The following is a 22,062-nucleotide window of genomic DNA, read 5'->3' on the forward strand; positions in this document are numbered from 1 at the left end:
CCGTTCAGTCGATTGTCGGTTCGGCGAGGACCCGGCGGACCTTCGCCAGTTCGCTCGCCGCGGTGGCCCGATCGGGGATCGGGTATTCGAGCACGACGGGCACGTGGGTGCCGATCTCGCCGAGCACGGAACGCCAGTCGACGTCGCCCTCGTCGAGCAGCACGGAGTGCAGACCACCGAGGCGGTCGATGTCCTTGAGGTGGAAGACCGTCGCGTGGCGTCCGAGTTCCCGCGCCGCGGAGACCGGGTCGACCCCCGCCCAGAGCCAGTTCCCGACATCGAACGTGTACCCGATCGGAACGTCCTGGGCCCGGAGGTCGCGGAGGAGCGCCGATACGACATCCAGTCGCCCGTTCCGGGCAGTCTGGTCATTCTCGATCGTGACCCGGGCGGAGGCCGCCCGCAGAATCTCGGAGAGGGTCCCGGTGTCTGTCAGCTCGTCGCCGGGATCGCCGATGTTCAGTTTGACGCTGAGAGCCCCCAGCATCGCCGCTTCTTCGAGGTAGCCGGGCAGGAAAGACGACGTCTCCCCGTTGACGAAGAGCGACTCGGGAACGGAGTAATAAACATCGAGTCCGGCCTCGGTCGCCAAGCCGGCGATCGAGCGAAGTTCCTCGTTCCGGGCCGCAGGCTCGGGCGAGAGGTACTCTCGGCGGATCTCGATTCCGTCGGCCCCGAGTTCCCGAACCTCGGCGACCAGGTCGGCCTGGACCGTGGTGGATGCGTCGAGGGCCTCTTTGTAGACCATGGTGTTGACGAACACCCGCCGTGAGCCGCTCACTGGAGGGCCGGTGCGCTGGTCGATGCGGCGGGGATCGTGCCCTGCAGCTTGAAGTCCGGCGTCGAGACGGCCTTCACGACGATCGTGAAGACGACAGCAATGATCAGCGACAGCGCCATGAAGATATAGGACGCGTCGTTCGACCCGGTCACGTTGTTGAGGAAGCCGACGAAGTAGGCGCCTGCGAAGGATCCGAGTGCGCCGAAGCTGTTGACGAGGGCCATCGCGCCGCCCGCGACGTTCTTCGGCAGGATCTCGGGGACGATCGCGAAGAAGGGCCCGTATGGGGCGTACATCGCGCCGCCGGCGATCACGAGCAGGATGAACGACAGCCAGAAGTTGGACGTTCCGACGAGGTAGGACGCGTAGAACGCGACCGCCGCCACCAGGAGGAACGGCCAGATGAAGAGCTTCCGCTTCAGGAGGCGGTCGGAGAAGAACGAGGCGACCACCATCAGCACGGTCGCGAGCAGGTAGGGGATGGCGGTGAGCCAGCCGATGATCACGATGTCGAATGAGGAGGCGGTCTTGATGATCGACGGGAGCCACATGACGAAGCCGTAGACGCCGATGCTCCAGAAGAAGTACTGGATGCACAGCTGGATGACGGCCTTCTGCTTGAATGCCTCGCGATAGTTGGGCACGGCGTGCAGTCCGACCTGTTCCCTGGCGAATTCGTCGTTGATGTCCTTCTTCTGGCCTGCGGACAGCCACTTCGCGTCGTTCGGGGAGTTGTCGATCATGCGCAGCCAGACGAACGCCCAGATGATCGAGGGGAGGCCCTCGATGATGAACATCCAGCGCCAGCCCACGCTGCTGACGAGGTAGGCCGAGACGACGGACATCCACAGCACCGTGACCGGGTTGCCGAGGATCAGGAAGGTGTTGGCCTTGGAACGTTCGCCGCTGGTGAACCAGTTACTGAGCAGGATGAGCATCGCGGGCATGATGGCCGCCTCGACGATACCGATCGCGAACCGGATGACGAACAGCACCCAGATGTTCGTGACGATGCCGATGCAACTGGCCAGGATGCCCCACAGGATCAGCGCGTAAAAGATCAGCTTCTTCGCACTCCGACGCTGGGCGTAACTCGCGCTCGGCACCTGGAAGAAGAAGTAGCCGAGGAAGAACAGCGCCGCCAGGAATGCCGAAGCGCTGGCCGTGATGTTGAGGTCTTTTGCCATGCCCGCTGCGGCGCCCAGGCTGTAGTTGGACCGGTCCAGGTAGGCCAGGCTGTACGTGATGAAGATGACCGGCATGAGCCGTGACCACCGGGATGATGCGAGTTTCTCGCTCATGAACTGAATCTCTTCCTTGAGACGTACCGCAGGGCACAACAGCGCCTGTTCCGTTGGGTGGAACATTGTTTGCCCTGACGGAATTCAGCCTACGCTCCGGAATACCGAGCCGAGAACCCGCGGTGCGGGTGGGCGCGCCGCTCTGACGTCCAGCTCAATCGCAGCGCTGAACGTTATATCGTTAGGTATCGTCGAGCTCTGGTACGGCGCTGAGGAGGTCATCATGAGTGGTTCATTTATGGGAGACGGATTTCCGGGACGCAAGGGCGGACCGGGCGAAGGATGGGCCGGCAACGCCATCTGGGAAGCGATGGAGCAATTGCGCGGCCAGTTCGAACAGAAGGTCGGCACGAGGGTCGGACGCGGAGACGTCCGTGCCGCGGTGCTCGCGCTCCTTCTGGAGCAGCCGATGCACGGCTACCAGATCATCCACGAAATCGAGGAGCGCAGCAAGGGCGCCTGGAAGCCGAGTCCCGGCTCCGTGTATCCGGCGCTCCAGCTCCTCGCAGACGAGGGTTTCATCACGGCCGAAGAAGCCAACGGGCGCAAGACCTATGCGCTCACCGACGAGGGCCGCGCGGTAGCGGATGCCGCTGCCGACACCTCCGCCCCGTGGGAGGCCCCGAGTGCCCGCGACAGCGGCCGGGCGACCGCACTGCCGAAGGCGGGAATCGGCCTGGCCCAGGCGGCCGCGCAGGTCGGGCGCTCCGGCAGTCCGGAGCAAGTGGACAAAGCGGTCGCCGTCCTCGACGAGGCACGTCGCCAGTTGTACACCATCCTCGCCCAGGACTGAGCGGGTGCCCGAAGAACGCCGGCGTCCAGAAAATCAGATGACCGACGATCGGGTCATGCGCGCCCGCTATCGCAGGATCCTGCGCTTTGCCGCTCGTTACCTGGCCCAGACGTGGTGGTACGAACTGTTCCTCCCGCGGATCGGGCTCGCGCGGCTCTCGGCGCGCAATCGTTCCGCACGGCTCCAGCACATCGCGAAACGCTTCCACGTGCTCGCGGTCGACCTGGGCGGCCTCATGATCAAGGTCGGGCAGTTCATGTCGTCCAGGCTCGACGTGCTGCCGCCCGAGATCACCAAGGAACTCGAGGGACTGCAGGACGAGGTCCCTGCCGTACCGTTCCCGGCCATCCGGGCCCTCGCCGAGGCCGAATTGGGTGTGACACTCGAGCGCGCGTTCTCGTTCGTCGATCCGACTCCGCTCGCAGCGGCATCCCTCGGCCAGGTTCACCGTGCGCGGCTCTCGGAAATGGATGCTGCCGAGACGGGTCTGCTCGACGTCGTCGTGAAGATTCAGCGTCCGGGTATCGGCGAGATCGTCGACGTGGACCTCCGGGCCCTGCGCCGCGTCGCCGGCTGGCTCAGCCACATTCCCCTCGTCTCGGATCGGGTCGACATGCCCGTCCTCGTCGAGGAGTTCGCGGTGACCAGCCTCGAGGAGATCGACTACCTGCACGAAGCCGCGAGCGCAGAACGATTCGCGGGGGACTTCGCGGACGACGCCCGCGTCAGCGTGCCCGAACTCGTCTGGGAACGCACCACGCGGCGCGTGCTGACCCTGCAGGACGTCACCGCCATCAAGGTCAACGACGTCGATGGGCTCAGGGCCGCGGGCATTGATCCGGCCGAAGTCGCCAATGAGTTCGCGGCGGTCATGTTCGACCAACTCTTCGTCAACGGTTACTTCCACGCCGACCCCCACCCGGGCAACATCTTCGTCACCCCGCTGGCGCGCGAGGATTCCGCCACAACAGCGGATGCCCCCGGCAGGGCCTGGAAATTCACGTTCATCGACTTCGGCATGATGGGCGAGGTACCCGATGCCCTGCGCCGGGGTCTCCGGAACCTGCTCATCGCCGCCGCGTCCCGCAACGGCAAGGGCATGGTGGACGGCATCCGCGAGGTGGGAGTCCTCCTGCCGTCTGCGGACACCGCGGAACTCGAACGGGCGCTGACGGCCCTGTTCGCCCGTTTCGGGGGAATGGGCTTCGCAGAACTGCAGGAAGTCGATCCGCGTGAGTTCCGCGCGTTCGCGAACGAATTCGGCGATGTGGTGCGCACGCTGCCGGTCCAGCTGCCGGAGAACTTCCTGCTCATCGTGCGCGCGATGTCGTTGACCAGCGGCATGTGCAGTTCGCTCGACCCGGCCTTCAATATCTGGAACGCCGTCGAGCCGTACTCGGCCCAGCTGATCCGGGCAGAGGGCGGAAACCTGGTCCAGGATCTCGTGAAGCGCACCGTGTCGGCGGCCGGCATCATCGGGCGGCTGCCCCGGCGGCTCGACACCCTGATCACGCGGGTCGAAGAAGGCAATCTCACGGTGCAGACGCCTCGGATCGAGCGCCGCCTCGGCAGCCTCGAGCGAACGGGGCGACGGATCATCTCTGCGGTGCTCTTCACCGCCCTGCTGATCGGCGGCATCCTGCTCCGTGCGGACGATGTCGTCTTCGGAACGGTGCTCATGGCCGTGTCCGTGCTTCCGCTGCTGCACGCCACACTCGCCGGCGCCGTCGCCCGCCGAGGCCCCCTGCCCTAAGGAGCCTGTGGAAGTCCCGGCCAATATCATCGCCCGGCGCCGAGGTGGCGCTGGGCGTCGGCATACGCGGACGACCACACCAGTTCGTGATCCGCGGGAGACGACGCTCCGCAGGCTAGTGACTCCTCGGCGATCAGCAGCGTCGAGGCGAGCCCCGCCAGATAACGGGACTCGGCGGAGAGCCGCGTGTCGGGGGTGAGGCTCGAGCTCACGACCGTCAGGCTCGAGGACGCCTCGACGAATCGATCCGGCGGCACGGGCGACGGCGACCGTGCTCGCGACGTAAAACCCGATGCAGGCCGTGATCACCAGGAGTCTCGGTGCACCCGCCTCAACGAGCGTCGCGAACACTCCGAACACGGCCACCAGGCCGAGCACCATCCAGCCGCGCCACACCCGAACCCGCCGGCGCTGCCGCGCGGAGATCCCCGCTGGATACAACACGAGCCGCTGACTCGTACTGCCGTAACGACCGGCCGACACCGTGTAGCTGCCCCACCGGCAGCGTCCGTCGAGGAGTGGCGAGAGCCACCGACTGAGCGTGAGTTCCGAGGGGTCCGTTCGAGCGCTGTTCACCCATCCAGCGTCATCCCGTGGCGACGCGAGCCACTCCGTCCTTACGGAATCCATGCGGCGAAACGGTGTTTACCTACGGATTCACTACGCCGGAAATACGGCGCTCTGCGCTCGAGGTGCGCAGGATGTGCCAACATGAGGGATTCTCACGAACCTGTAAATCTCGTGTGGATCTACCCGGTGACTGCCGGAATTTCGGGATGTGAACCACAATTGAACCCAGTTTTGTTCCAAGACGCATCGCAGCACCGTCATCACCTTCGGTCGCACGATGAGGAAAGTTCCGCTCGTCTGATCTCACCCTGGAGGAAGGACCATGACCTCAGTTCCGGCCCACCGGCGCACCCGCGGACCGGCTGCACCCCACCACAGAGTGAACGCCTCCCGCGTCTCCCGGAGCGCGTGGACCGCCCTGAACTGGCTCACATCCCTGGCCGTCGTTGTCGTGATGACCGCGTCAGCGGCGGCAATGGTCGCAGCAGGCTCCGGAGGTTTCACCGGCCGCGCCTGCGATCGTGCCGGACAGCCAGCCGTGACGGGTCATCGACAATCGCAGCGGCCACTCATTTCGGCCGCGCTCATCAAGGCACTGATCGTGATCGGCGCCGTCCTGTCGGCGGCACTCGCCTTCGTCGACCTCCGACCGCCCCTCCAGTTCGGCTCGGCCATCCTCGCTCACACCGCGGGATTCCTGGCCGGATATGTCGTGACAGTGATGGTCGTGCTGATGTCGCGCGCGCCGTTTCTCGAACGCTCGATCGGCGCGGACCGGCTCGCTCGCTGGCACGGCGTCGGCGGTCGCGTCTTCATCGTCGTCCTGGCGATTCATGCGGTCGCAGCCGTGCATTCCTGGATGCTCAGTCACTGGGCGGATGCCTTCACGGCGACCCTCGCCGTCCTGGGCATGCCGGGGCTGGTGGCGGCGACCATCGGGACGGTCCTGTTCGGCGTGATCGCCGTCATGTCGGTCCGGGCAGCCCGCCGCTCGGTCTCCTACGAGACGTGGCACGGCATCCACCTGCTCAGCTATCTCGCCCTGGCGCTGTCGTTCGCGCATGAACTGGCCGGTCCCGACCTCGCAGGCAGGCCCGGGTTCCAGATCGCCTGGACCCTGCTGTTCGTGTTCGCCCTGGGGCTTGTGCTGCGCTATCGCGTTCTCAAGCCGCTCGAGCACGCGTGGCGCCACCGGCTGCGGATCGAACGTCTGGTGCCCGAAGCGAACGGCGTCGTGAGTGTCATTCTGCGCGGGCGGCATATCGACGAGCTGCGCGTCGAAGCCGGCCAGTTCTTCCGCTGGCGATTTCTGGCGCCGGGGGTCTGGCGTTCCGCGCACCCCTTCTCCCTGTCTGCGCCTCCCGGCGATGACCTGCTTCGGATCACTGTGAAGGCTCTCGGGAACGGCAGCCATTCGCTTCACTCCCTCCGTCCGGGCACGCGCGTGCTCGCCGAGGGGCCGTACGGGGCCATGACGCAACGCAAACGCACGCGTGAATCCGTTCTGCTCATCGCTGGCGGCGTGGGAATCACTCCCATGCGCGCCCTCTTCGAAGAGCTCGAGGTCGGTGACGGCTCGCTGACCCTCCTCTACCGGGCCTCACGGGCGGATGACGTGATCTTCCGCGACGAACTCGAGGAAATCGCCCGGTTGCGCGGTGCCTCGATCGTCTGGATGATCGGGCCTTCGTCCGATCCCGGGAACGGCATGACCGGCGCGAACCTGACCCGGCTCGTGCCCGACGTGGCTGCTCGTGACGTCTACGTGTGCGCGTCGCGCGGCCTGTCCCGGGCCGTCCGGTCCGCGCTGAAGGACGCCGGACATCCGCCTGCCCGCCTGCACGAGGAGGTCTTCGCCTTCTGACATCCGCGACGACTAGTGTGCGCCCGGGAATGACGAAAGGCCCCCGATTTCTCGGGGGCCTTTCTTGTCCGACCGGGTTGTGCATTTCTGCAATCAACCCACTGTGCGCGAGGGGGGACTTGAACCCCCACGTCCTTTCGAACACTGGCACCTGAAGCCAGCGCGTCTGCCAATTCCGCCACTCGCGCGAACTTAGAGAGGCTAGCACTATTCGGGGTGCGAATGCCATTCGTCCGGTCGCCGGGCGAGGCGGGAAGGGGCGCGCAGCATCCACTCGTTTACGGTCTCGTGACCCTCGGGAACTCGAGTCGTGCAAGACTGCCTCCTGGCCGGACGGAAATCCGGCCAAACCCGTACGCATAGCTGCCTCCCGTAGGATGACAATTCCCCGTCCCATGTGCCCGGCGGGCAAGTTGACATGCGAGGCAAGTAACATGCTGATAGCCGAAAGGATCGGATCGGGAGACCTGTGGGCATTCTGGATAACTTTGAAAAAGGTCTTGAGCGCGCCGTAAACGGTGCGTTTGCCAAGACGTTCAAGTCGGGACTTCAGCCGGTGGAGATCACCTCCGCGCTGCGTCGCGAACTCGACACCAAGGCAGCTGTGGTGTCCCGCGACCGCATCCTCGCGCCCAATCGCTTCACCGTCCGCATGAGCCACACCGACTTCCAGCGCATGACCAACCTCGGACCGGCGCTCATCGACGAGCTCACCGACCTGGTCCAGCAGCACGGCAACGAGCAGCGCTACCAGTTCGCCGGCGGCATCTCGATCAGCCTTTCGGATGACCGCGGCCTCAGCGAGGGCATGGTCCAGATCGACTCGTCCACCGTCAAGGGCAGCGTGACCTGGACGCCCGTCGTCGACGTCGGCGGCAAGCGGTACCCGCTCCGCAAGTCGACAACGGTCATCGGTCGCGGCACGGATGCCGACATCACGATCGACGACACCGGCACCTCCCGCCGCCACGTCGAGATCACCTGGGACGGCGCCCGTGCGCAGGTGCGCGACCTTGGCTCCACGAACGGTTCCCAGGCTCAACGGTGTCCCCGTCAAGCAGGCGATCCTCGAACCGGATTCGGTCATCACGATCGGCCGCACCCGCATCGTCTTCCGGGTGCTCGCCCAGGCGCACGCGGATGCCCCCGCCGCCTCCGCAGGGCAACGCACCGACCTTCCCGCCGCACCGCACGAGCGCCACGACATGGGCGGATTCTGGGGGCCCTCCGCATGAATGTCAGCGAGCTGACCCTGCTCGTCCTGAGGCTCGGTTTCCTGCTAGTGCTCTGGCTTTTCATCTTCGGCATCGTCTATGCCCTCCGCAGCGACCTCTTCGGCCAGCGCGTGCGCAAGCAGCCCAAGGATGGCGCCCCCGCCGTGGCGTCCGCGGGACTCGCCGCAGCTTTCCCCTCTGCCGTTCCGGCCGCGGCGCCGGTGATGCAGGCCGGCCCCGCCCTCGCCTTCGTCCAGCCGCCGCCGGCATCCGCTGCGGCACCGACGGAACAGTTCTCGGCGCAGGCCGCGAAGAGTGACCTCGGCCCCGGCGATAAGGCCACCGCCCAGAACGCGACCCGGCTCGTGATCACCTCCGGCCCGAAGGCCGGCACCGAATTCCCCTGACCGTCGATTCTGTGACGATCGGGCGGTCCGCCGATTCGAGTCTTGTCATTCGCGACGACTACACGTCGACCCACCATGCCCGGCTGATGCTGTGGAATGACAAGTGGATGATCCAGGATCTTGATTCGACAAATGGCACCTTCCTCGCGGGCGTTCGCCTCGCGGTTCCGACTCCTGTCCCCTTGAACACCACCGTCAAGATCGGCGCGACCAGCTTCGAGCTTCGGCGGTAGGTCCATGGCGACAGTCAGTCACAGCGCGGCCGCGTCCCACGTTGGAAGGATCCGGTCCAACAACCAGGACTCCGGCTACTCTGGCCAGCACCTGTTCCTCGTTGCCGATGGCATGGGCGGGCACGCCGGCGGCGACGTCGCCTCCGCGATCGCCACCAAGCGCATCATCGAGGCCGACCGGGACTTCCAGAGCCCGCAGGACGCAGAATTCGCCCTCCAGGCCGCCCTGATCGCGGCAAACTCGCTCCTCGCAGAGACGGTCTACGAGCACACCGAGCTGACCGGAATGGGCACGACCGTCAGCGCCCTCATCGTGCTGAACGACGAGGTCGCGATCGCCCACATCGGCGACTCACGGATCTACCTGCTGCGCGAGGGCGAGCTCTCCCAGATCACGATCGACCACACCTTCGTGCAGCGTCTCGTCGATAGCGGCCGCATCACCGAGCAGGAGGCGATGGTGCACCCTCGCCGCTCGGTCCTGATGCGCGTACTCGGCGACGTCGAGGCCGCCCCCGAGATCGATACCTCGATCCTCGCGACCTTTGCAGGCGACCGCTGGCTGATCTGCTCTGACGGACTGAGCGGCGTCGTCTCCAACACGAGCATCGCCGCCGCACTCTCGAGCGAACTCGATCCGCAGGGCGTCGCCGATCGTCTCGTCAAGGAGAGCCTCGACGGCGGAGCCCCGGACAATGTCACGATCGTCGTCGTCGACATCGGTGCGCCGGACGAACGCGTCGACACCCCCGTCGTCGTCGGGTCGGCATCCGCCCCGCTGGCCTTCGGGGAGGAGCCCGGACGCAGCCGCGCCCTGCGGATGTCGAGCCTGCGCCTGCACCCCGTTCGCGAAACCCATTTCGAACCCGACTCTCAGGACTACCTCACCGAACTCATCGAGGAGGACGCCCGCCGCGCCCGCCGTCGCAAGGCCACGTGGCTCGCCGGCGTCATCCTGCTGATCGTCGCGCTTGTCGGCGGCGGCATCCTCGGCTACCAGTGGACCCAGACCCGCTACTACGTCGGCGTCGAGGGCAGCACCGTCGCCATCTTCCGCGGCGTGCAACAGGACCTCGGGCCCATCTCCCTCCACTCCGTCTACGAAGAGACCCCGCTCCAGGTCACAGACCTGCGGGTCTACGACCGGCAGCAGGTCGAGCAGACCATCAGCGCCGCTTCGCTCGATGAGGCCCGCCTCGTGATCGATCGCCTGACGAAGGCCAAGAATGAGTAACTCCCGGGCAGCGGATGCTCCCGCGCGCGCGCCGAGGTCCAAGCCCGGCAGCGCGAGGCGACTGCACCTGCCGCAGAAGATGCGGAACGTCGAACTGTTCCTGCTGATCGTCGCGTGCGGGATCAACGCCTCGGCCGTCGTGCTCGTCCAGCTCGGAGCGCTCGGGCACATCGACACGACCCTCGTCGTGCTCGGCGCCGGGCTGTCCGGGCTCGTGCTCTGCCTGCACATCGTGTTGCGCTTCGTCGCGCGCGACGCCGACCCGTTCATCCTGCCGATCGCGACGCTCCTGAACGGCATCGGGATTGCGATGATCTACCGCATTGACATCGCCAACGGAGACGCCGGCTGGAACAGCGCCGCTGTGCGCCAGACCGTGTGGAGTGGCCTTGCGATCGCCTGCGCCATCACGGTGATGCTCGTCATCCGCAACCACCGGGTGCTCTTCCGCTACACCTACGTGTCCGGGTTCGTCGCGGTCGTCCTGCTCCTCCTCCCTCTCGTCCCCGGCCTCGGCCGCGAGGTCAGCGGTGCCAGGGTCTGGATCGGCATCGGCTCCTTCGCAACCTTCCAACCCGGTGAGATCGCGAAGATCGCCCTTGCGATCTTCTTCGCCGGGTATCTGGTCCGCAACCGGGACAGCCTGTCGATGGTCGGCCGCCGGGTGCTCTGGATGAAGTTCCCGCGGCTGCGCGACCTCGGTCCGATCCTGGTGCTCTGGGCCCTGTCGATGTCGGTCATCATCTTCCAGCGTGACCTCGGAACGGCGTTGCTCTACTTCGGGCTGTTCCTCGTCATGCTCTACATCGCGACCGGCCGCCTCAGCTGGGTGCTGCTCGGGATGACCCTCTTCATCGGCGGCGCGATCATCGCCAGCCAGACCCTCGACTACGTGCACGGCCGGTTCCAGAACTGGCTCGATGCGCTCAACCCCGACGTGTACAACGCGGACGGCGGCAGCTACCAGCTCGTCCAGGGCCTGTTCGGGCTCGCCAAGGGCGGGCTTCTCGGCACCGGCCTCGGCCAGGGTCGCCCCGAAATCACCCCGGTTCCGCAGAGCGACTACATCATCGCGAGCCTCGGCGAGGAACTCGGCCTCGCCGGGCTGTTCGCGATCCTGGCCCTGTACCTGCTCTTCGTCGCCCGCGGCATCCGCATCGGCTTCGCCGGGCACGACGACTTCGGCAAGCTCCTCGGCGTCGGGCTCTCCTTCGTCGTCGCCCTGCAGTGCTTCATCGTGATCGGCGGTGTCACCAGGGTCATTCCGCTCACGGGGCTCACAACGCCGTTCCTTGCGGCCGGCGGGTCATCGCTCGTCGCCAACTGGATCATCGTCGCGCTCCTGCTGCGCCTGTCCGACACCATTCGTAACCAACCCCGGCTGGTGGTCTGTTGAATCGCGAACTCAAGCGCGTCAGCATCGTCGTCATGCTGATGTTCGTCGCCCTGCTCACCTCGACGACGATCATCCAGGTCTTCCAGGCCGAAAGCCTGTCCGCGGACTCCCGCAATACCCGCACACTCTACGACAGCTACATGGTCGAGCGCGGCGCCATCCTGGTCGCCGGCACCCCGATCGCACAGTCGGTCCCGACAGACGACAACTACAAGTACCTGCGCACGTACAGCAACGCCGCGCTCTACGCCCCCGTCACGGGCTTCCTGCCCATCAACGGTGCCGCGACGGGGCTCGAGCGCGCGCTCAACGGTGAACTCAGCGGAACCTCGGACTCCCAGTTCTTCGACCAGATGAACTCCCTCGTCACAGGGCAGGCGTCCAAGGGCGCATCGGTCGAGGTCACGATCGACCCCGTCGCCCAGCAGGCCGCCTGGGATGCCCTCGGAAACCTCACCGGCTCGGTCATCGTCACCGAGCCGAAGACCGGCCGGATCCTGGCCATGGTGTCCAAGCCGAGCTATGACCCGAATCTGCTCGCCGTGCACGACAACCAGGCCGTCACCGACACCTACCAGAGCCTCGTGAGCGACCCGGGTAACCCACTGATCAACCGTTCCATCGATGCGCTCAACCCTCCGGGGTCCGTCTTCAAGCTCGTCGTCGCATCCGCTGCGATCGAATCGGGCAAGTTCACCCCCGACAGTGCCTTCCCGAACCTGGCGACCTTCACGCTGCCGGGCAGGCTCGTCGATCGTGATCAACTCCGGCGGTGGCACCTGCGGCGGCGGTGACACGGTCACGATCGCCACCGCCCTGCGCCTGTCCTGCAACATTCCCATGGCCGAGCTCGGGCTGCAGCTCGGGTCGACGGCCATCCGGGAGATGGCCGAGAAGTACGGGTTCAACACGAGCTACTCGGTACCCCTCGATGTCGCGACGAGCGTGTACCCCACGGTCCTCGACGACGCGCAGACCGCACTGTCGGCGTTCGGGCAGTACGAAGTGCGCGCAACGCCCATGCAGATGGCGATGGTGTCGGCGACAATCGCGAACGGCGGAGTGCAGATGGCGCCGAACCTCGTGGAGGAAATCATCGCCCCCAATCTCAGCCCGCTCGAAAGCTTTACGCCGAAGACAGTGAAACAGGTGATCAGCGCTGCAACCGCGGCCACGATGACCCAGATGATGGTCAATAACGTCGCGGATGGCGCGGCGAGCAATGCAAGAATAGACGGGGTCAACGTGGCGGGAAAGACGGGCACGGCCGAGAACGGAACTAACGAGCCATACACACTCTGGTTCACCGGTTTTGCTCCCGCAGAAGATCCAAAATACGCGATCACCGTCCTCGTCGAGGATGGCGGAGGTCTTGGCCAGAAGGGGTACGGCAATTTGCTCGCCGCACCCGTTGCAAAGCAGGTACTAGAGGCGGTGCTGAACAAATGAGACCCACAGCAGGGCTCACCTTCGGGGGACGTTACGAACTGAAGTCCCGGATCGCCATCGGCGGAATGGGCGAGGTCTGGCAGTCCGTCGACCTCGTAATCGGTCGTACCGTCGCCATCAAGATCTTGAAAGACGAGTACCTCGGTGACCCGGGCTTCCTCGAGCGCTTCCGCGCCGAAGCCCGTCACGCCGCTCTCGTCAACCACGAAGGCATCGCCAATGTCTTCGACTACGGAGAAGAAGACGGCAGCGCGTTCCTCGTCATGGAACTCGTTCCCGGCGAAGCCCTGTCGACGATCCTCGAACGCGAGCATGTCCTGCCGACCGATAAGGTCCTCGACATCGTCGCGCAGACGGCATCCGCCCTGCACGCGGCCCACGCCGCCGGACTCGTACACCGGGACATCAAGCCCGGAAACCTGCTGATCACCCCGGACGGCCGCGTCAAGATCACCGACTTCGGTATCGCCCGCATCGCGGACCAGGTTCCCCTGACCGCAACCGGCCAGGTCATGGGCACCGTGCAGTACCTCTCGCCCGAGCAGGCGAGCGGTCGCTCGGCGTCACCGACGACCGACATCTACTCACTCGGCATCGTCGCATACGAGTGCCTCGCCGGACGCCGCCCGTTCACGGGAGAGTCTCAGGTCGCCATCGCGATGGCGCAGATCAACGAAATCGCGCCCGACCTGCCGGACACGGTCTCGGAGCCGGTCCGCAACCTTGTCATCTCGTGTCTCGCCAAGAACCCGGCGGATCGCCCGGCTTCTGCGGCCCACCTCGCGCGGGCTGCAACGGCCCTGCGCCGCGGTGATGTCGCACTCGCGGCCGCTTCCGTTCCTGCCGTCATGAACGGGGTCACCCCCACCATGGCGACCATGCTGATGCCCGGTGCTGGCGCGAACGCCCAGGCCACCACGCTGCTTCCCTCCGGCCTGCCGCCCGTCACGCGCGCGTCGGCGGCAGCGGCGGAGGCCGAGGAGGCAGCGAAGAAGAAGCGCAGCCCGTGGACCTGGCCTCTCATCGCACTGATCGCGCTCCTCGCCCTCGTGCTCATCGGCGGCATCATCGCGTTCGTTTCCCAGCAGAACAGCGGAAACACCCCGGTCACGACGTCGAGCACGTCGAGCACCCCGGCGCCCACGCCATCGAAGACGCCGACACCCTCTCCGACACCGACGAACACGCCGACGCCGACACCGACACCGACGCCCACAACGGCGGAGGTGACCGAGGCCGACTTCCTCGGGAAGACGAGCGGGGAGGCCCGCACAATGCTCCAGCAGCTGGGCTTCGTCGCCGACGTCGTCACGGGTAACGCCTCAGTCGACCCGGCCACTCAGGTTGTCGACACGGTCTACAAGGTCAACCCGACCGGCCCGGTCAAGAAGGGTGAGAAGATCACCGTCACGGTCTACGCACCGGCCCTCGTGCCGGACACCCCGACCGCAGCCCCGAAGGCGGACAAGGTCACCGTCGCCCCCGGTGGCACGGTCACGTACACCTGGGCGGCCCAGTCCTGCCCTGCCGGGCAGACGCTGGCCGGGTACAAGCTCGAGGCCACCGGCGGCGCCGTAGCGTCAGCGAACCCGACGCCTGCCGATGTCACTACCGCAACGGTCACCGCGGGCGCGGCGCCGGGGCCGGTGACGGTCAAGTTCTTGTACTACTGCGGCCAGGTTGCTTCCGGCTGGTCACCGTCCTCAACGCCGGTCACGGTCGCCCCGTAAGCGAGCTTGGGTACTTCAGGTAAAATAGCCAAGATCTGGGTGACCGGGGACGCTGGTCGACAAGAGTGGGAGTGAGTCTGTGAGTGATGAAGGCCGCCTGCTCGCAGGCCGCTATCGAGTGGGGGCACTCATTGGTCGCGGCGGCATGTCCGACGTCCATATCGGCACCGACGCGCGGCTCGGCCGCACGGTGGCTATCAAACTCCTGAAGTCCTCCCTCGCGGCCGATCCCGCTTTCCGCACCCGCTTCCGCCAGGAGGCGCAGGCTGCAGCACGGATGGCGCACCCCACGATCGTGCGCGTCTTCGATGCGGGCGAGGAGACCGTCGGAGAACCCGGCGGTCTCGAGTCGCAGATTCCGTTCATCGTCATGGAATTCGTCGACGGACGCCTGCTCAAGGACATCATCCGCGAAGGCCCTGTCCAGGCCACCGAGGCCGTGCGCATCATCGACGGTGTACTGACGGCGCTCGAGTACTCGCATCGCGCGGGCGTCGTGCACCGCGACATCAAGCCCGGCAACATCATGATCACCAAGACCGGCCAGGTCAAGGTGATGGACTTCGGCATCGCCAGAGCTATCTCCGATTCCTCCACGACGGTCGCACAGACGACCGCGATCCTCGGTACCGCCTCCTACTTCTCCCCGGAACAGGCCAAGGGCGAATCCGTCGACGCCCGCACCGACCTGTACTCCACGGGCGTCGTCCTCTTCGAGATGCTCGCCGGCCGTGCGCCCTTCCGCGGCGACACCCCGGTCGCTGTCGCCTACCAGCACGTCAGCGAGACCCCGGTAGTACCGAGCTCGATCAACCCCAAGGTGTCCCCGGCCCTCGACGTCGTCGTGATGCGCGCCCTCGAAAAGGACCGTTTCGCCCGCTATCAGAGTGCTGTCGAATTCCGAACGGATGTCGAGATCGCCGGGTCGGGCGTGATTCCGTTGCACCGCCCCGTCGACGAAGCCACCGCGAGCCTCTTCGGCACGCCGCCGACGGCAACCTCCGGGTCCGAGCTCGCCCTCAAACAGCTCGCCGAGGACGCAACGATGGTGCGCACCCAGCGACGCCCTCCGATCATCTGGATCTGGGCCGGCATCCTCAGTGTGATCGTGATCGTGCTCTCTGTGATGATCTGGGCCTTCAGCCTTACTCCGAGCAGCGACCTTCCGGACAGCTCCCGGAAGGTGCCCTCGCTGGTCGGCCAGAGCTACGAGACCGCTCAGAACACTCTGATCGAATCGGACCTCGCGGCCACCATGGCCCAGGAGGCCAGCGCCACGGTGCCCAAGGACAAGGTCACCCGTACAGATCCACCTGCCGGAACGATCGCCCAACCGACCGATGTGATCAAGGTCTACGTCTCAACAGGTCCGCAGCCCGTGACCGTGCCGGATGTCACGAACCTGCCGACCGCCGACGCCCAGTCCGCGATCAGTGCTCTCGGGCTCCTGCCAGGGTCGATCACCAAGGAGAACTCGGCGACGATCGCACCCAACCTCGTGCTGCGCACTGACCCGGCTTTGCAAGCGAGTGCCCAGACCGGCGACACCATCAATCTCTTCATCTCCAGCGGCCTCGTCACCCTGCCGAACCTCGTCGGCCAGTCTCTGACGGCAGCGAGTGAGCCTCCTGCAGAGCCCGAGCGTCCAGCTCGTACCGATGCCGACTCCGGACACCACCTGTGCGAGCCAGCCGGGTTCACCCATCACCAAGCAATCCCAGGCCCCCGGCGACGTGCAACAGAAGTCCGAAGTCGCACTCACCTACTGCGCCAAGTAGTCCCCGCCCCGGCCCGCGGAAGCGGGTGAGCCGTCGGTATCAGCGGAGCTGACCGACGGCTCACCCGCTTTCGCGCCATCGGTGCACACATCGCGAGCAACTCGTTTTCAGGTGTGAAACTCGGTGAGATCAGCACGAAATTAGGTGAGTAAGTCTCGTATTCGTGTTCGATTCGAGGTAGAATCGGGGTATGGCAGGAGCTTCGGATCCCCAGTCACACACCCCGCAGACGCCCGATTCCGGGGCCGCGGGAGATCAGTCCACCGTTGATGTCGAGTCGGCCCATCCGGTCGCCGTTGCCGAGGGTTTCGAGGGTGCGGAAGGGCTGGCCGGGTCGGTGCCGTCGGTGCATGCGGATGCTGTCGCCCGGCTCGTCGAGGCGCAGGCGGCTCTCGCAGAAGCCCTGGCCGCGATCCCGGTCGGACTGCTCAGTGACACCGAAGCGGTGAAGGCGCTCAGCACTGTGGAGGCGATCGGACGCAACGTTGATGCGGCCCGGGTGAACACCGCCACGGATGTGGACCGGCGGGCCCGGGTGCTCGGCCGGGAGGGTTTGGCGTGGCGCATGGGCTGCCGGGGCCCCTGGGATGTACTCACCCGGGTGACGCGGGTCTCGGCCCGGGAAGTGAAGCGCCGCATCAAGCTCGGGGACGCGGTGTTGCCCCGCCGGGCGGGCCTTGCGATGTTGCCGCCGTTGTTCCCGGTCGTCGGGGCCGCGCTGGCGGCGGGGGATATCGGTGTGGAGGCGGCCGAGCTGATCACCACGGGGCTCGGGGCGGTCAGTCACCGGGCGGTCCCGGCCGAGGTCGAGGTCGCCGAACGGGCCCTGGTCGCCACGGCGGCCGGGTGGATCACCCCGGAAACGGAGATCCTCGCCGGCGCCGGAGTCTCCGCGGCCGCAGACCTGATCCGCGGCATGGTGCTCCAATGGCAGGCCATCCTCGACCCCGACGGGATGCTGCCCCAGGAAGACCTGTTCGAGGCGAAGTCGAACATCGGCTTCGGACAGTTGAAGAACGGCCTGTACCCGGTGAAGGGCGGAGTCACACCGGAGCTCTACGGGATGATGAACACCCTCTTCGACGCCTTCCTCAGCTTCCACGCCCGGCCCGCGTTCCCCACCGAGGAAGAGCAGGCCCGGATGGATTCCGGGCAGATGATCCCCGGCGCCGAGACCGCGGGCACCACTGACGGCGCCGGAGCGGGCACTGACGCCGGTACGGGCCCGGAGCTGGATGTGATCGAGGCCGAGCTGCGGGAGCGGCGCGCGGATACCCGCACGGGCGGGGAGAAACGCGCCGACATCCTGCGGGCCTTGTTCGAGCACGCCGCCCGGGACGAAGACACCCCGTCGATGGGCGGGTCGGCCCCCACGGTGATGGTGCACGTGAACGCCGCAGACCTCGCCTCCGGCATTGGCGTTGGGTGGATCGACGGCGTCGAAGCCCCGGTATCGCTCAAGACGGTGCACCAGCGGATCTGTGACGGCGGCTTCCAAGGGGTCCTGTTCGGGGCGAACAACCAGGTGCTGAAGCTGGGTCCGGAGCGACGGTACTTCAATCGGGCGCAACGCCGGGCGATCACCGCCCGCGACGGCGGCTGCATCATCCCCGGCTGTAAAGCCCCGGCACACTGGGCCGAAGTGCACCACGTGAAGCCGTGGGCGAAGGACGGCCCGACGACAGTGGACAACGGGGTCCTTCTGTGTTGGTTCCATCACCACACGATCGACACCTCCGGGTGGGAGATCCGCATGGTGAAAGGCTCACCCCAGGTGCGGGCACCCGGACTGATCGACCCGCAACGGTTGTGGCGGCCGCCGAACCGGCACCGCGCCCACCAGGTCCTCACCGGACCACCCAACCGCGACTGACCGGGCCGACCGGGCCGACCGGCTCACCGGCTCACCGGCTCACCACGTCACGGTCAAGGCGTCACGGCGTCACGGCGAACACCACAACGGAGCGACCGGGCACTCGCGTCGGACCACAGCGGCCAGTCGGTGACCCTAGGACAGCTTGAGGATGGGGTGGAGTCCCCGTGCGGTCTCCTGGGCCTCTGGCAGGCCAGTGAGGGCCAGCCAGTTGGCCAGCATGAGGTAGCCGCCCTCGGTCAGGACCGATTCCGGGTGGAACTGCACGCCGAGAATCGGAGCGGTCGCGTGCCTCAGCCCCATGATCACGCCGCCGGCCGTGCGCGAGGTGACGACGAGGTCACTCGGCACCGTCGAATCAACGACCGCGAGGGAGTGGTATCGCGTCGCCGTGAAGGGCTGCGGAACGCCGTCGTAGAAGGCACTGCCGTCGTGGGTGACCTGACTCGTCTTGCCGTGCATGAGTTCCTCGGCGTTCGTCACCGTGGCACCGAAGGCCTCAGCGATTGCCTGGTGCCCCAGGCACACGCCGAACAGTGGTGAGCCGGCCTCGAATGCGGCCAGGACGATCGCGATGGACACACCGGCATCCGCCGGCTTCCCCGGCCCGGGCGACAGCAGCACACCGTCGAACTCGGCGATCCGCGCCGCGGCTTCCTCCGGCGCGAACGCGTCGTTCCGCACGACCTCGGTCTCGGCTCCGAGCCTCCATCAGGTAGCCGTTGAGCGTGTAGACGAAGCTGTCGTAGTTGTCGATGACGAGTATGCGGGTCATGGGGTGCCGACCGTCGATTCCTGGCTGTTGACGATGGTGTCCACCCACGGGAAGACCCACGTGGCGAGGACGAAGAGGACGAGAGCGATAAGCACCAGCACCTGGAGGATGCGGAGCCAGAGCGGGCCGGGGAGGACCCGCCACAGTGATGCGTACATATCAGACTCCTAGCCCGCGGCCTGGGCGGCGATGATGGCGGCGAGTTCCGCGGGCGGGCCGGCCGAGATCGGTTGCCAGGAATCGAAGACGCCGTAGGCGATGATGCGCTCCGCCGTCGAATAGAGCGGGTTGCAACTCGTGAGGGTGATGATGCGATCGGTCGCGGTCGCCCCGGGTGCGTGCGGGACTGCGGCGAGCACGCCGACGTCGGTCGGTTGCACGTACTCCAGGTCACGGAACCGGTACGTGTAGTAGCCGTCGGCCGTCTGCACGAAAATGGCATCGCCGAGCCTGCAACTCGTTGATCAGGTGCATCCCGCCGCCGTTGGCGCTGCGGTGGGCCGCCACGACGAAATTTCCCACTTCTCCGGGCATCTGGGTACCCGGGTAGTGCCCGATGCCGAGGCGCGGGCTGTTGAGCACGTTGTGGCCCACACCCTCCGCGATGGTGCGCGAGTACGCGGCGCCATAGCGGGGCACGTACAGCACGGCGAACGGCTGTGCCTCAGCCGGGGCGACGCCGACGACGGGAGTCCCGAACCCCGGCGTCTGGACGGGAACGGCCGTCGGCGTGTTCGTGGGGATCGGTGTGGGCGTCGCGCTGGACGCCTGTGCGTCGCCGATCCACTGCTGGCTGATCTGGTTGGCCGCGCTGGACTGCTCCCCGGCAACGACGAGGTCGTTCCACCACAGTTGCCACGCGATGAACAGGAAGACGAGTACGCCGCCCGTGATCAGCACTTCACCGATGACACCGATCACACCCACCGGCCTGCGACGCCGGGAAGCTCGCCACTCACGACGACTCTCCGCTGGCGCGGCGGGCGGGGTGGCGTCGGACATGGTTCCGATTCTAATCGGCACACACGGCCGGAAGACCCTGACGAGGTGGGCTGATGGGCAATGGCGCTAGAATCGCAGGCATGGCACGAACGAATCCCCGCACCAAGCCCGCCCGCACCGAGGTCGTTCGCTCTGGCGAGGACGCCCCGAACGCCGTCTGGTTCAAACCAGTCATGTTCGGCTTCATGCTCATCGGACTGGCATGGATCATCGTCTTCTACGTGAGCCAGGGCACCCTGCCGATCGCAGGCCTCGGCTCCTGGAACATCCTCGTCGGATTCGGGATCGCCTTCGTTGGCTTCCTGATGACGACCCGCTGGCGTTAACCTCTCGGCTACCCCCCGTTTGGGGGTCAATTACACCGGTGTAATTATCCCCAGTTGTGGACAGACCTGTGGATAACTTTCAGCCCAGGAACTTGACGAAACTCAGGGCCACGAGCACGAGCGCGAAGGCCGCAACCAGCCAGTTCTGCAGCGAGTGGTGCTTGCTGCGCCGGGTCTGCACGTAGATCAGGCCCAGGATAGCCCCGCCGACAAGACCGCCGACATGCGCCTGCCACGCGACATTGAGGCCGGGCAGGAAACCGATCACGAGGTTGATTCCAACCAGGATCAGCAATTGTGTCGAATTGCCTCCGAGGCGCCTCTGGATCACCAGGAATGCGCCCATCAGCCCGAAGATGGCACCGGATGCCCCTACGACGGGTGTGAGTGGACCGGCCAGGAGTAAGACCCCGAGCGAACCGGCGAGACCGCTCAGCAGGTACAGGGCGAGGAATCGACCGCGGCCCAGCATGCCTTCGAGGATCTGGCCGAAGATCCACAGGGTGTACATGTTGAGAAGCACGTGGAAGATGAAGCTCGTCGAGTGGACGAAGACGCTCGTGAGCATCCGCCAGGGCTCGAAACTGCCGGGGTACGAGTAGATGCCGGCATAGAGCAGTGCGCTCGTCACGTCGAATCCGGGAACGAGCCTGCAACAGGAACACCGCGAAGGTGACCCCGATGATGCCGTAGGTGACGACGGGACCGCGGCTCGAGGAGATACGGGTCAGCAGGGCCGGGCGAGTGCGCGGGGCGTTCTGCCGCTGTTCCTTCATGCACTCGGGGCAGATCACGCCGACGGCGGCCTGGGTCTGGCACTCCGGGCAGATGGTGCGGCCACAGCGCTGACACAGGATGAAACTTTGCCTGCCCGGATGCCGATAGCAGAAATTGGCTGCGGATCCGGGCAGGTCAGTCATTCGAAGCGGGCCTAGACCTGCTCGACGGTGACGGACTCGATGACGACCTCGGTGAGGGGACGGTCACGGCCATCGGTCGGCACGGTGGCGAGCTTCGCGACGATTGCGCGGGAAGCTTCGTCCTCGACGGCGCCGAAGATGGTGTGCTTGCCCTGCAGCCACGTGGTCGGCACGACGGTGATGAAGAACTGCGACCCGTTGGTGCCGCGGCCGCCCTGGATGCCGGCGTTGGCCATCGCGAAGACATACGGCTGAGTGAAGTCGAGGTCGGGGCTGATCTCGTCGTCGAACTGGAAGCCGGGGCCGCCGGTGCCCTGGCCGAGCGGGTCGCCGGCCTGGATCATGAAGTCCTTGATGATGCGGTGGAAGACGGTGCCGTCATAGAGGGGGGTCTTCGAGACCTTGCCGGTGCCGGGGTGCTTCCATTCGATCTCGCCGGTGGCGAGGCCCACGAAGTTCTTCACCGTCTTCGGCGCGTGGTTGCCGAAGAGGTTGACCTTGATCGGTCCGAGCGATGTATTGAGCGTTGCGACGGCGGTGTGCTTTGACATGGGGTCAATTCTTGCACAGGCGCGCAGACGGATTCTGACCGTCCGGGGCATCCGAAGCCCTCTTGGAGTATTGCGTGGCAAGATGGGTGATGTTCGCCACATGACATCGATG

17 protein-coding genes, 1 tRNA gene and 5 pseudogenes are annotated in these 22,062 nt (G+C 66.1%); 12 read left to right on the plus strand and 11 right to left on the minus strand.

Features of this window, described 5'->3' with window-relative positions; all coding sequences use genetic code 11:
* Positions 1 to 4: 4 nt before the first annotated feature.
* Together KIV56_RS11570 and KIV56_RS11575 are read right to left on the minus strand one after the other, a co-directional pair.
* Positions 5 to 781 carry a sugar phosphate isomerase/epimerase family protein gene (locus KIV56_RS11570; protein ID WP_281533573.1) on the minus strand — a complete coding sequence of 259 codons (777 nt, stop codon included), beginning with the start codon at positions 779 to 781 and terminating at the stop codon, positions 5 to 7.
* Positions 778 to 2,082, minus strand: a complete 1,305-nt coding sequence (locus KIV56_RS11575) for an MFS transporter (protein WP_281533574.1) — start codon at positions 2,080 to 2,082, stop codon at positions 778 to 780. Before KIV56_RS11575 ends, KIV56_RS11570 begins: the two co-directional genes overlap by 4 nt.
* 223 nt (positions 2,083 to 2,305) lie before the next feature.
* Here KIV56_RS11575 and KIV56_RS11580 point away from each other — a divergent pair, with 223 nt between their 5' ends.
* Together KIV56_RS11580 and KIV56_RS11585 are read left to right on the plus strand one after the other, a co-directional pair.
* Positions 2,306 to 2,875, plus strand: coding sequence for a PadR family transcriptional regulator (locus KIV56_RS11580; RefSeq protein ID WP_281533575.1), 570 nt, complete (start codon positions 2,306 to 2,308; stop codon positions 2,873 to 2,875).
* Positions 2,876 to 2,912: 37 nt separating this feature from the next.
* A complete protein-coding gene (locus KIV56_RS11585; RefSeq protein WP_281533576.1) occupies positions 2,913 to 4,628 on the plus strand; it encodes an ABC1 kinase family protein in 1,716 nt (571 codons plus the stop codon).
* 26 nt (positions 4,629 to 4,654) lie between these two features.
* Here KIV56_RS11585 and KIV56_RS11590 read toward each other — a convergent pair whose 3' ends face one another.
* The gene (locus tag KIV56_RS11590) at positions 4,655 to 4,885 is read right to left on the minus strand and encodes a DUF6611 family protein (RefSeq protein ID WP_281533577.1); all 231 of its coding nucleotides are present in this window, start codon (positions 4,883 to 4,885) and stop codon (positions 4,655 to 4,657) included.
* A gap of 16 nt (positions 4,886 to 4,901) precedes the next feature.
* Positions 4,902 to 5,258, minus strand: a pseudogene (locus KIV56_RS20440) (DUF6611 family protein); the annotation flags it as partial.
* Between the two features lie 262 nt (positions 5,259 to 5,520).
* Between KIV56_RS20440 and KIV56_RS11595 the strand changes: the two are divergent.
* Positions 5,521 to 7,062 (plus strand): ferredoxin reductase family protein, encoded by a 1,542-nt coding sequence (locus tag KIV56_RS11595; protein ID WP_281533578.1) that lies wholly within the window; start codon positions 5,521 to 5,523, stop codon positions 7,060 to 7,062.
* Between the two features lie 104 nt (positions 7,063 to 7,166).
* Here the strand turns inward: KIV56_RS11595 and KIV56_RS11600 are convergent.
* Positions 7,167 to 7,250, minus strand: a tRNA-Leu gene (locus tag KIV56_RS11600).
* Between the two features lie 281 nt (positions 7,251 to 7,531).
* Here KIV56_RS11600 and KIV56_RS11605 point away from each other — a divergent pair.
* From KIV56_RS11605 to KIV56_RS11640, 8 genes and pseudogenes are all read left to right on the plus strand, one after another.
* Positions 7,532 to 8,297: pseudogene (locus KIV56_RS11605) on the plus strand (FhaA domain-containing protein).
* A pseudogene (locus KIV56_RS11610) lies at positions 8,294 to 8,916 on the plus strand (FHA domain-containing protein FhaB/FipA). The pseudogenes KIV56_RS11605 and KIV56_RS11610 overlap by 4 nt, the downstream one beginning before the upstream one ends.
* A 4-nt stretch (positions 8,917 to 8,920) precedes the next feature.
* Positions 8,921 to 10,150 carry a PP2C family protein-serine/threonine phosphatase gene (locus KIV56_RS11615; RefSeq protein WP_281533579.1) on the plus strand — a complete coding sequence of 410 codons (1,230 nt, stop codon included), beginning with the start codon at positions 8,921 to 8,923 and terminating at the stop codon, positions 10,148 to 10,150.
* Positions 10,143 to 11,546, plus strand: coding sequence for an FtsW/RodA/SpoVE family cell cycle protein (locus KIV56_RS11620; RefSeq protein ID WP_281533580.1), 1,404 nt, complete (start codon positions 10,143 to 10,145; stop codon positions 11,544 to 11,546). Before KIV56_RS11615 ends, KIV56_RS11620 begins: the two co-directional genes overlap by 8 nt.
* A pseudogene (locus tag KIV56_RS11625) lies at positions 11,543 to 12,995 on the plus strand (peptidoglycan D,D-transpeptidase FtsI family protein). The gene KIV56_RS11620 and the pseudogene KIV56_RS11625 overlap by 4 nt, the downstream one beginning before the upstream one ends.
* Positions 12,992 to 14,725 (plus strand): serine/threonine-protein kinase, encoded by a 1,734-nt coding sequence (locus KIV56_RS11630; protein WP_281533581.1) that lies wholly within the window; start codon positions 12,992 to 12,994, stop codon positions 14,723 to 14,725. Before KIV56_RS11625 ends, KIV56_RS11630 begins: the two are co-directional and overlap by 4 nt.
* A gap of 79 nt (positions 14,726 to 14,804) precedes the next feature.
* Complete coding sequence (gene pknB, locus KIV56_RS11635; protein ID WP_281533582.1) at positions 14,805 to 16,532, plus strand: Stk1 family PASTA domain-containing Ser/Thr kinase; 1,728 nt, start codon at positions 14,805 to 14,807, stop codon at positions 16,530 to 16,532.
* 161 nt (positions 16,533 to 16,693) lie between these two features.
* The gene (locus KIV56_RS11640) at positions 16,694 to 18,376 is read left to right on the plus strand and encodes an HNH endonuclease signature motif containing protein (RefSeq protein WP_281533583.1); all 1,683 of its coding nucleotides are present in this window, start codon (positions 16,694 to 16,696) and stop codon (positions 18,374 to 18,376) included.
* A gap of 135 nt (positions 18,377 to 18,511) precedes the next feature.
* Here the strand turns inward: KIV56_RS11640 and KIV56_RS11645 are convergent.
* From KIV56_RS11645 to KIV56_RS11660, 4 genes and pseudogenes are all read right to left on the minus strand, one after another.
* Positions 18,512 to 19,151: pseudogene (locus KIV56_RS11645) on the minus strand (anthranilate synthase component II).
* The gene (locus KIV56_RS11650) at positions 19,148 to 19,309 is read right to left on the minus strand and encodes a hypothetical protein (protein ID WP_281533584.1); all 162 of its coding nucleotides are present in this window, start codon (positions 19,307 to 19,309) and stop codon (positions 19,148 to 19,150) included. Before KIV56_RS11650 ends, KIV56_RS11645 begins: the two are co-directional and overlap by 4 nt.
* Positions 19,310 to 19,318: 9 nt before the next feature.
* Complete coding sequence (locus KIV56_RS11655) at positions 19,319 to 19,582, minus strand: sortase domain-containing protein (protein ID WP_281533585.1); 264 nt, start codon at positions 19,580 to 19,582, stop codon at positions 19,319 to 19,321.
* The gene (locus KIV56_RS11660; RefSeq protein ID WP_281533586.1) at positions 19,542 to 20,153 is read right to left on the minus strand and encodes a sortase domain-containing protein; all 612 of its coding nucleotides are present in this window, start codon (positions 20,151 to 20,153) and stop codon (positions 19,542 to 19,544) included. The genes KIV56_RS11655 and KIV56_RS11660 overlap by 41 nt, the downstream gene beginning before the upstream one ends.
* A gap of 80 nt (positions 20,154 to 20,233) precedes the next feature.
* Between KIV56_RS11660 and KIV56_RS11665 the strand changes: the two genes are divergently transcribed.
* Positions 20,234 to 20,479, plus strand: coding sequence for a cell division protein CrgA (locus tag KIV56_RS11665; protein ID WP_134448576.1), 246 nt, complete (start codon positions 20,234 to 20,236; stop codon positions 20,477 to 20,479).
* A gap of 79 nt (positions 20,480 to 20,558) precedes the next feature.
* Here the strand turns inward: KIV56_RS11665 and KIV56_RS11670 are convergent, their stop codons facing one another.
* The gene (locus tag KIV56_RS11670) at positions 20,559 to 21,110 is read right to left on the minus strand and encodes a rhomboid family intramembrane serine protease (RefSeq protein ID WP_348648387.1); all 552 of its coding nucleotides are present in this window, start codon (positions 21,108 to 21,110) and stop codon (positions 20,559 to 20,561) included.
* A gap of 300 nt (positions 21,111 to 21,410) precedes the next feature.
* On the minus strand, positions 21,411 to 21,950 hold the full coding sequence (locus KIV56_RS11675) for a peptidylprolyl isomerase (RefSeq protein WP_134448572.1): 540 nt from the start codon (positions 21,948 to 21,950) through the stop codon (positions 21,411 to 21,413).
* Between the last annotated feature and the right edge of the window lie 112 nt (positions 21,951 to 22,062).

Source organism: Cryobacterium breve (assembly GCF_027594785.1).
Lineage (GTDB): Bacteria > Actinomycetota > Actinomycetes > Actinomycetales > Microbacteriaceae > Cryobacterium > Cryobacterium breve_A.

Excerpts from the sequence above, each read along its gene's own strand:
- KIV56_RS11630 (WP_281533581.1), top strand. The coding sequence starts at position 12,992 with ATGAGACCCACAGCAGGGCTCACCTTCGGGGGACGTTACGAACTGAAG.
- KIV56_RS11665 (WP_134448576.1), top strand. The coding sequence starts at position 20,234 with ATGGCACGAACGAATCCCCGCACCAAGCCCGCCCGCACCGAGGTCGTT.
- KIV56_RS11575 (WP_281533574.1), bottom strand. The coding sequence starts at position 2,082 with ATGAGCGAGAAACTCGCATCATCCCGGTGGTCACGGCTCATGCCGGTC.
- KIV56_RS11650 (WP_281533584.1), bottom strand. The coding sequence starts at position 19,309 with ATGTACGCATCACTGTGGCGGGTCCTCCCCGGCCCGCTCTGGCTCCGC.
- KIV56_RS11620 (WP_281533580.1), top strand. The coding sequence starts at position 10,143 with ATGAGTAACTCCCGGGCAGCGGATGCTCCCGCGCGCGCGCCGAGGTCC.
- KIV56_RS11675 (WP_134448572.1), bottom strand. The coding sequence starts at position 21,950 with ATGTCAAAGCACACCGCCGTCGCAACGCTCAATACATCGCTCGGACCG.
- KIV56_RS11640 (WP_281533583.1), top strand. The coding sequence starts at position 16,694 with ATGGCAGGAGCTTCGGATCCCCAGTCACACACCCCGCAGACGCCCGAT.
- KIV56_RS11580 (WP_281533575.1), top strand. The coding sequence starts at position 2,306 with ATGAGTGGTTCATTTATGGGAGACGGATTTCCGGGACGCAAGGGCGGA.
- KIV56_RS11615 (WP_281533579.1), top strand. The coding sequence starts at position 8,921 with ATGGCGACAGTCAGTCACAGCGCGGCCGCGTCCCACGTTGGAAGGATC.
- KIV56_RS11595 (WP_281533578.1), top strand. The coding sequence starts at position 5,521 with ATGACCTCAGTTCCGGCCCACCGGCGCACCCGCGGACCGGCTGCACCC.
- KIV56_RS11585 (WP_281533576.1), top strand. The coding sequence starts at position 2,913 with ATGACCGACGATCGGGTCATGCGCGCCCGCTATCGCAGGATCCTGCGC.
- KIV56_RS11660 (WP_281533586.1), bottom strand. The coding sequence starts at position 20,153 with ATGTCCGACGCCACCCCGCCCGCCGCGCCAGCGGAGAGTCGTCGTGAG.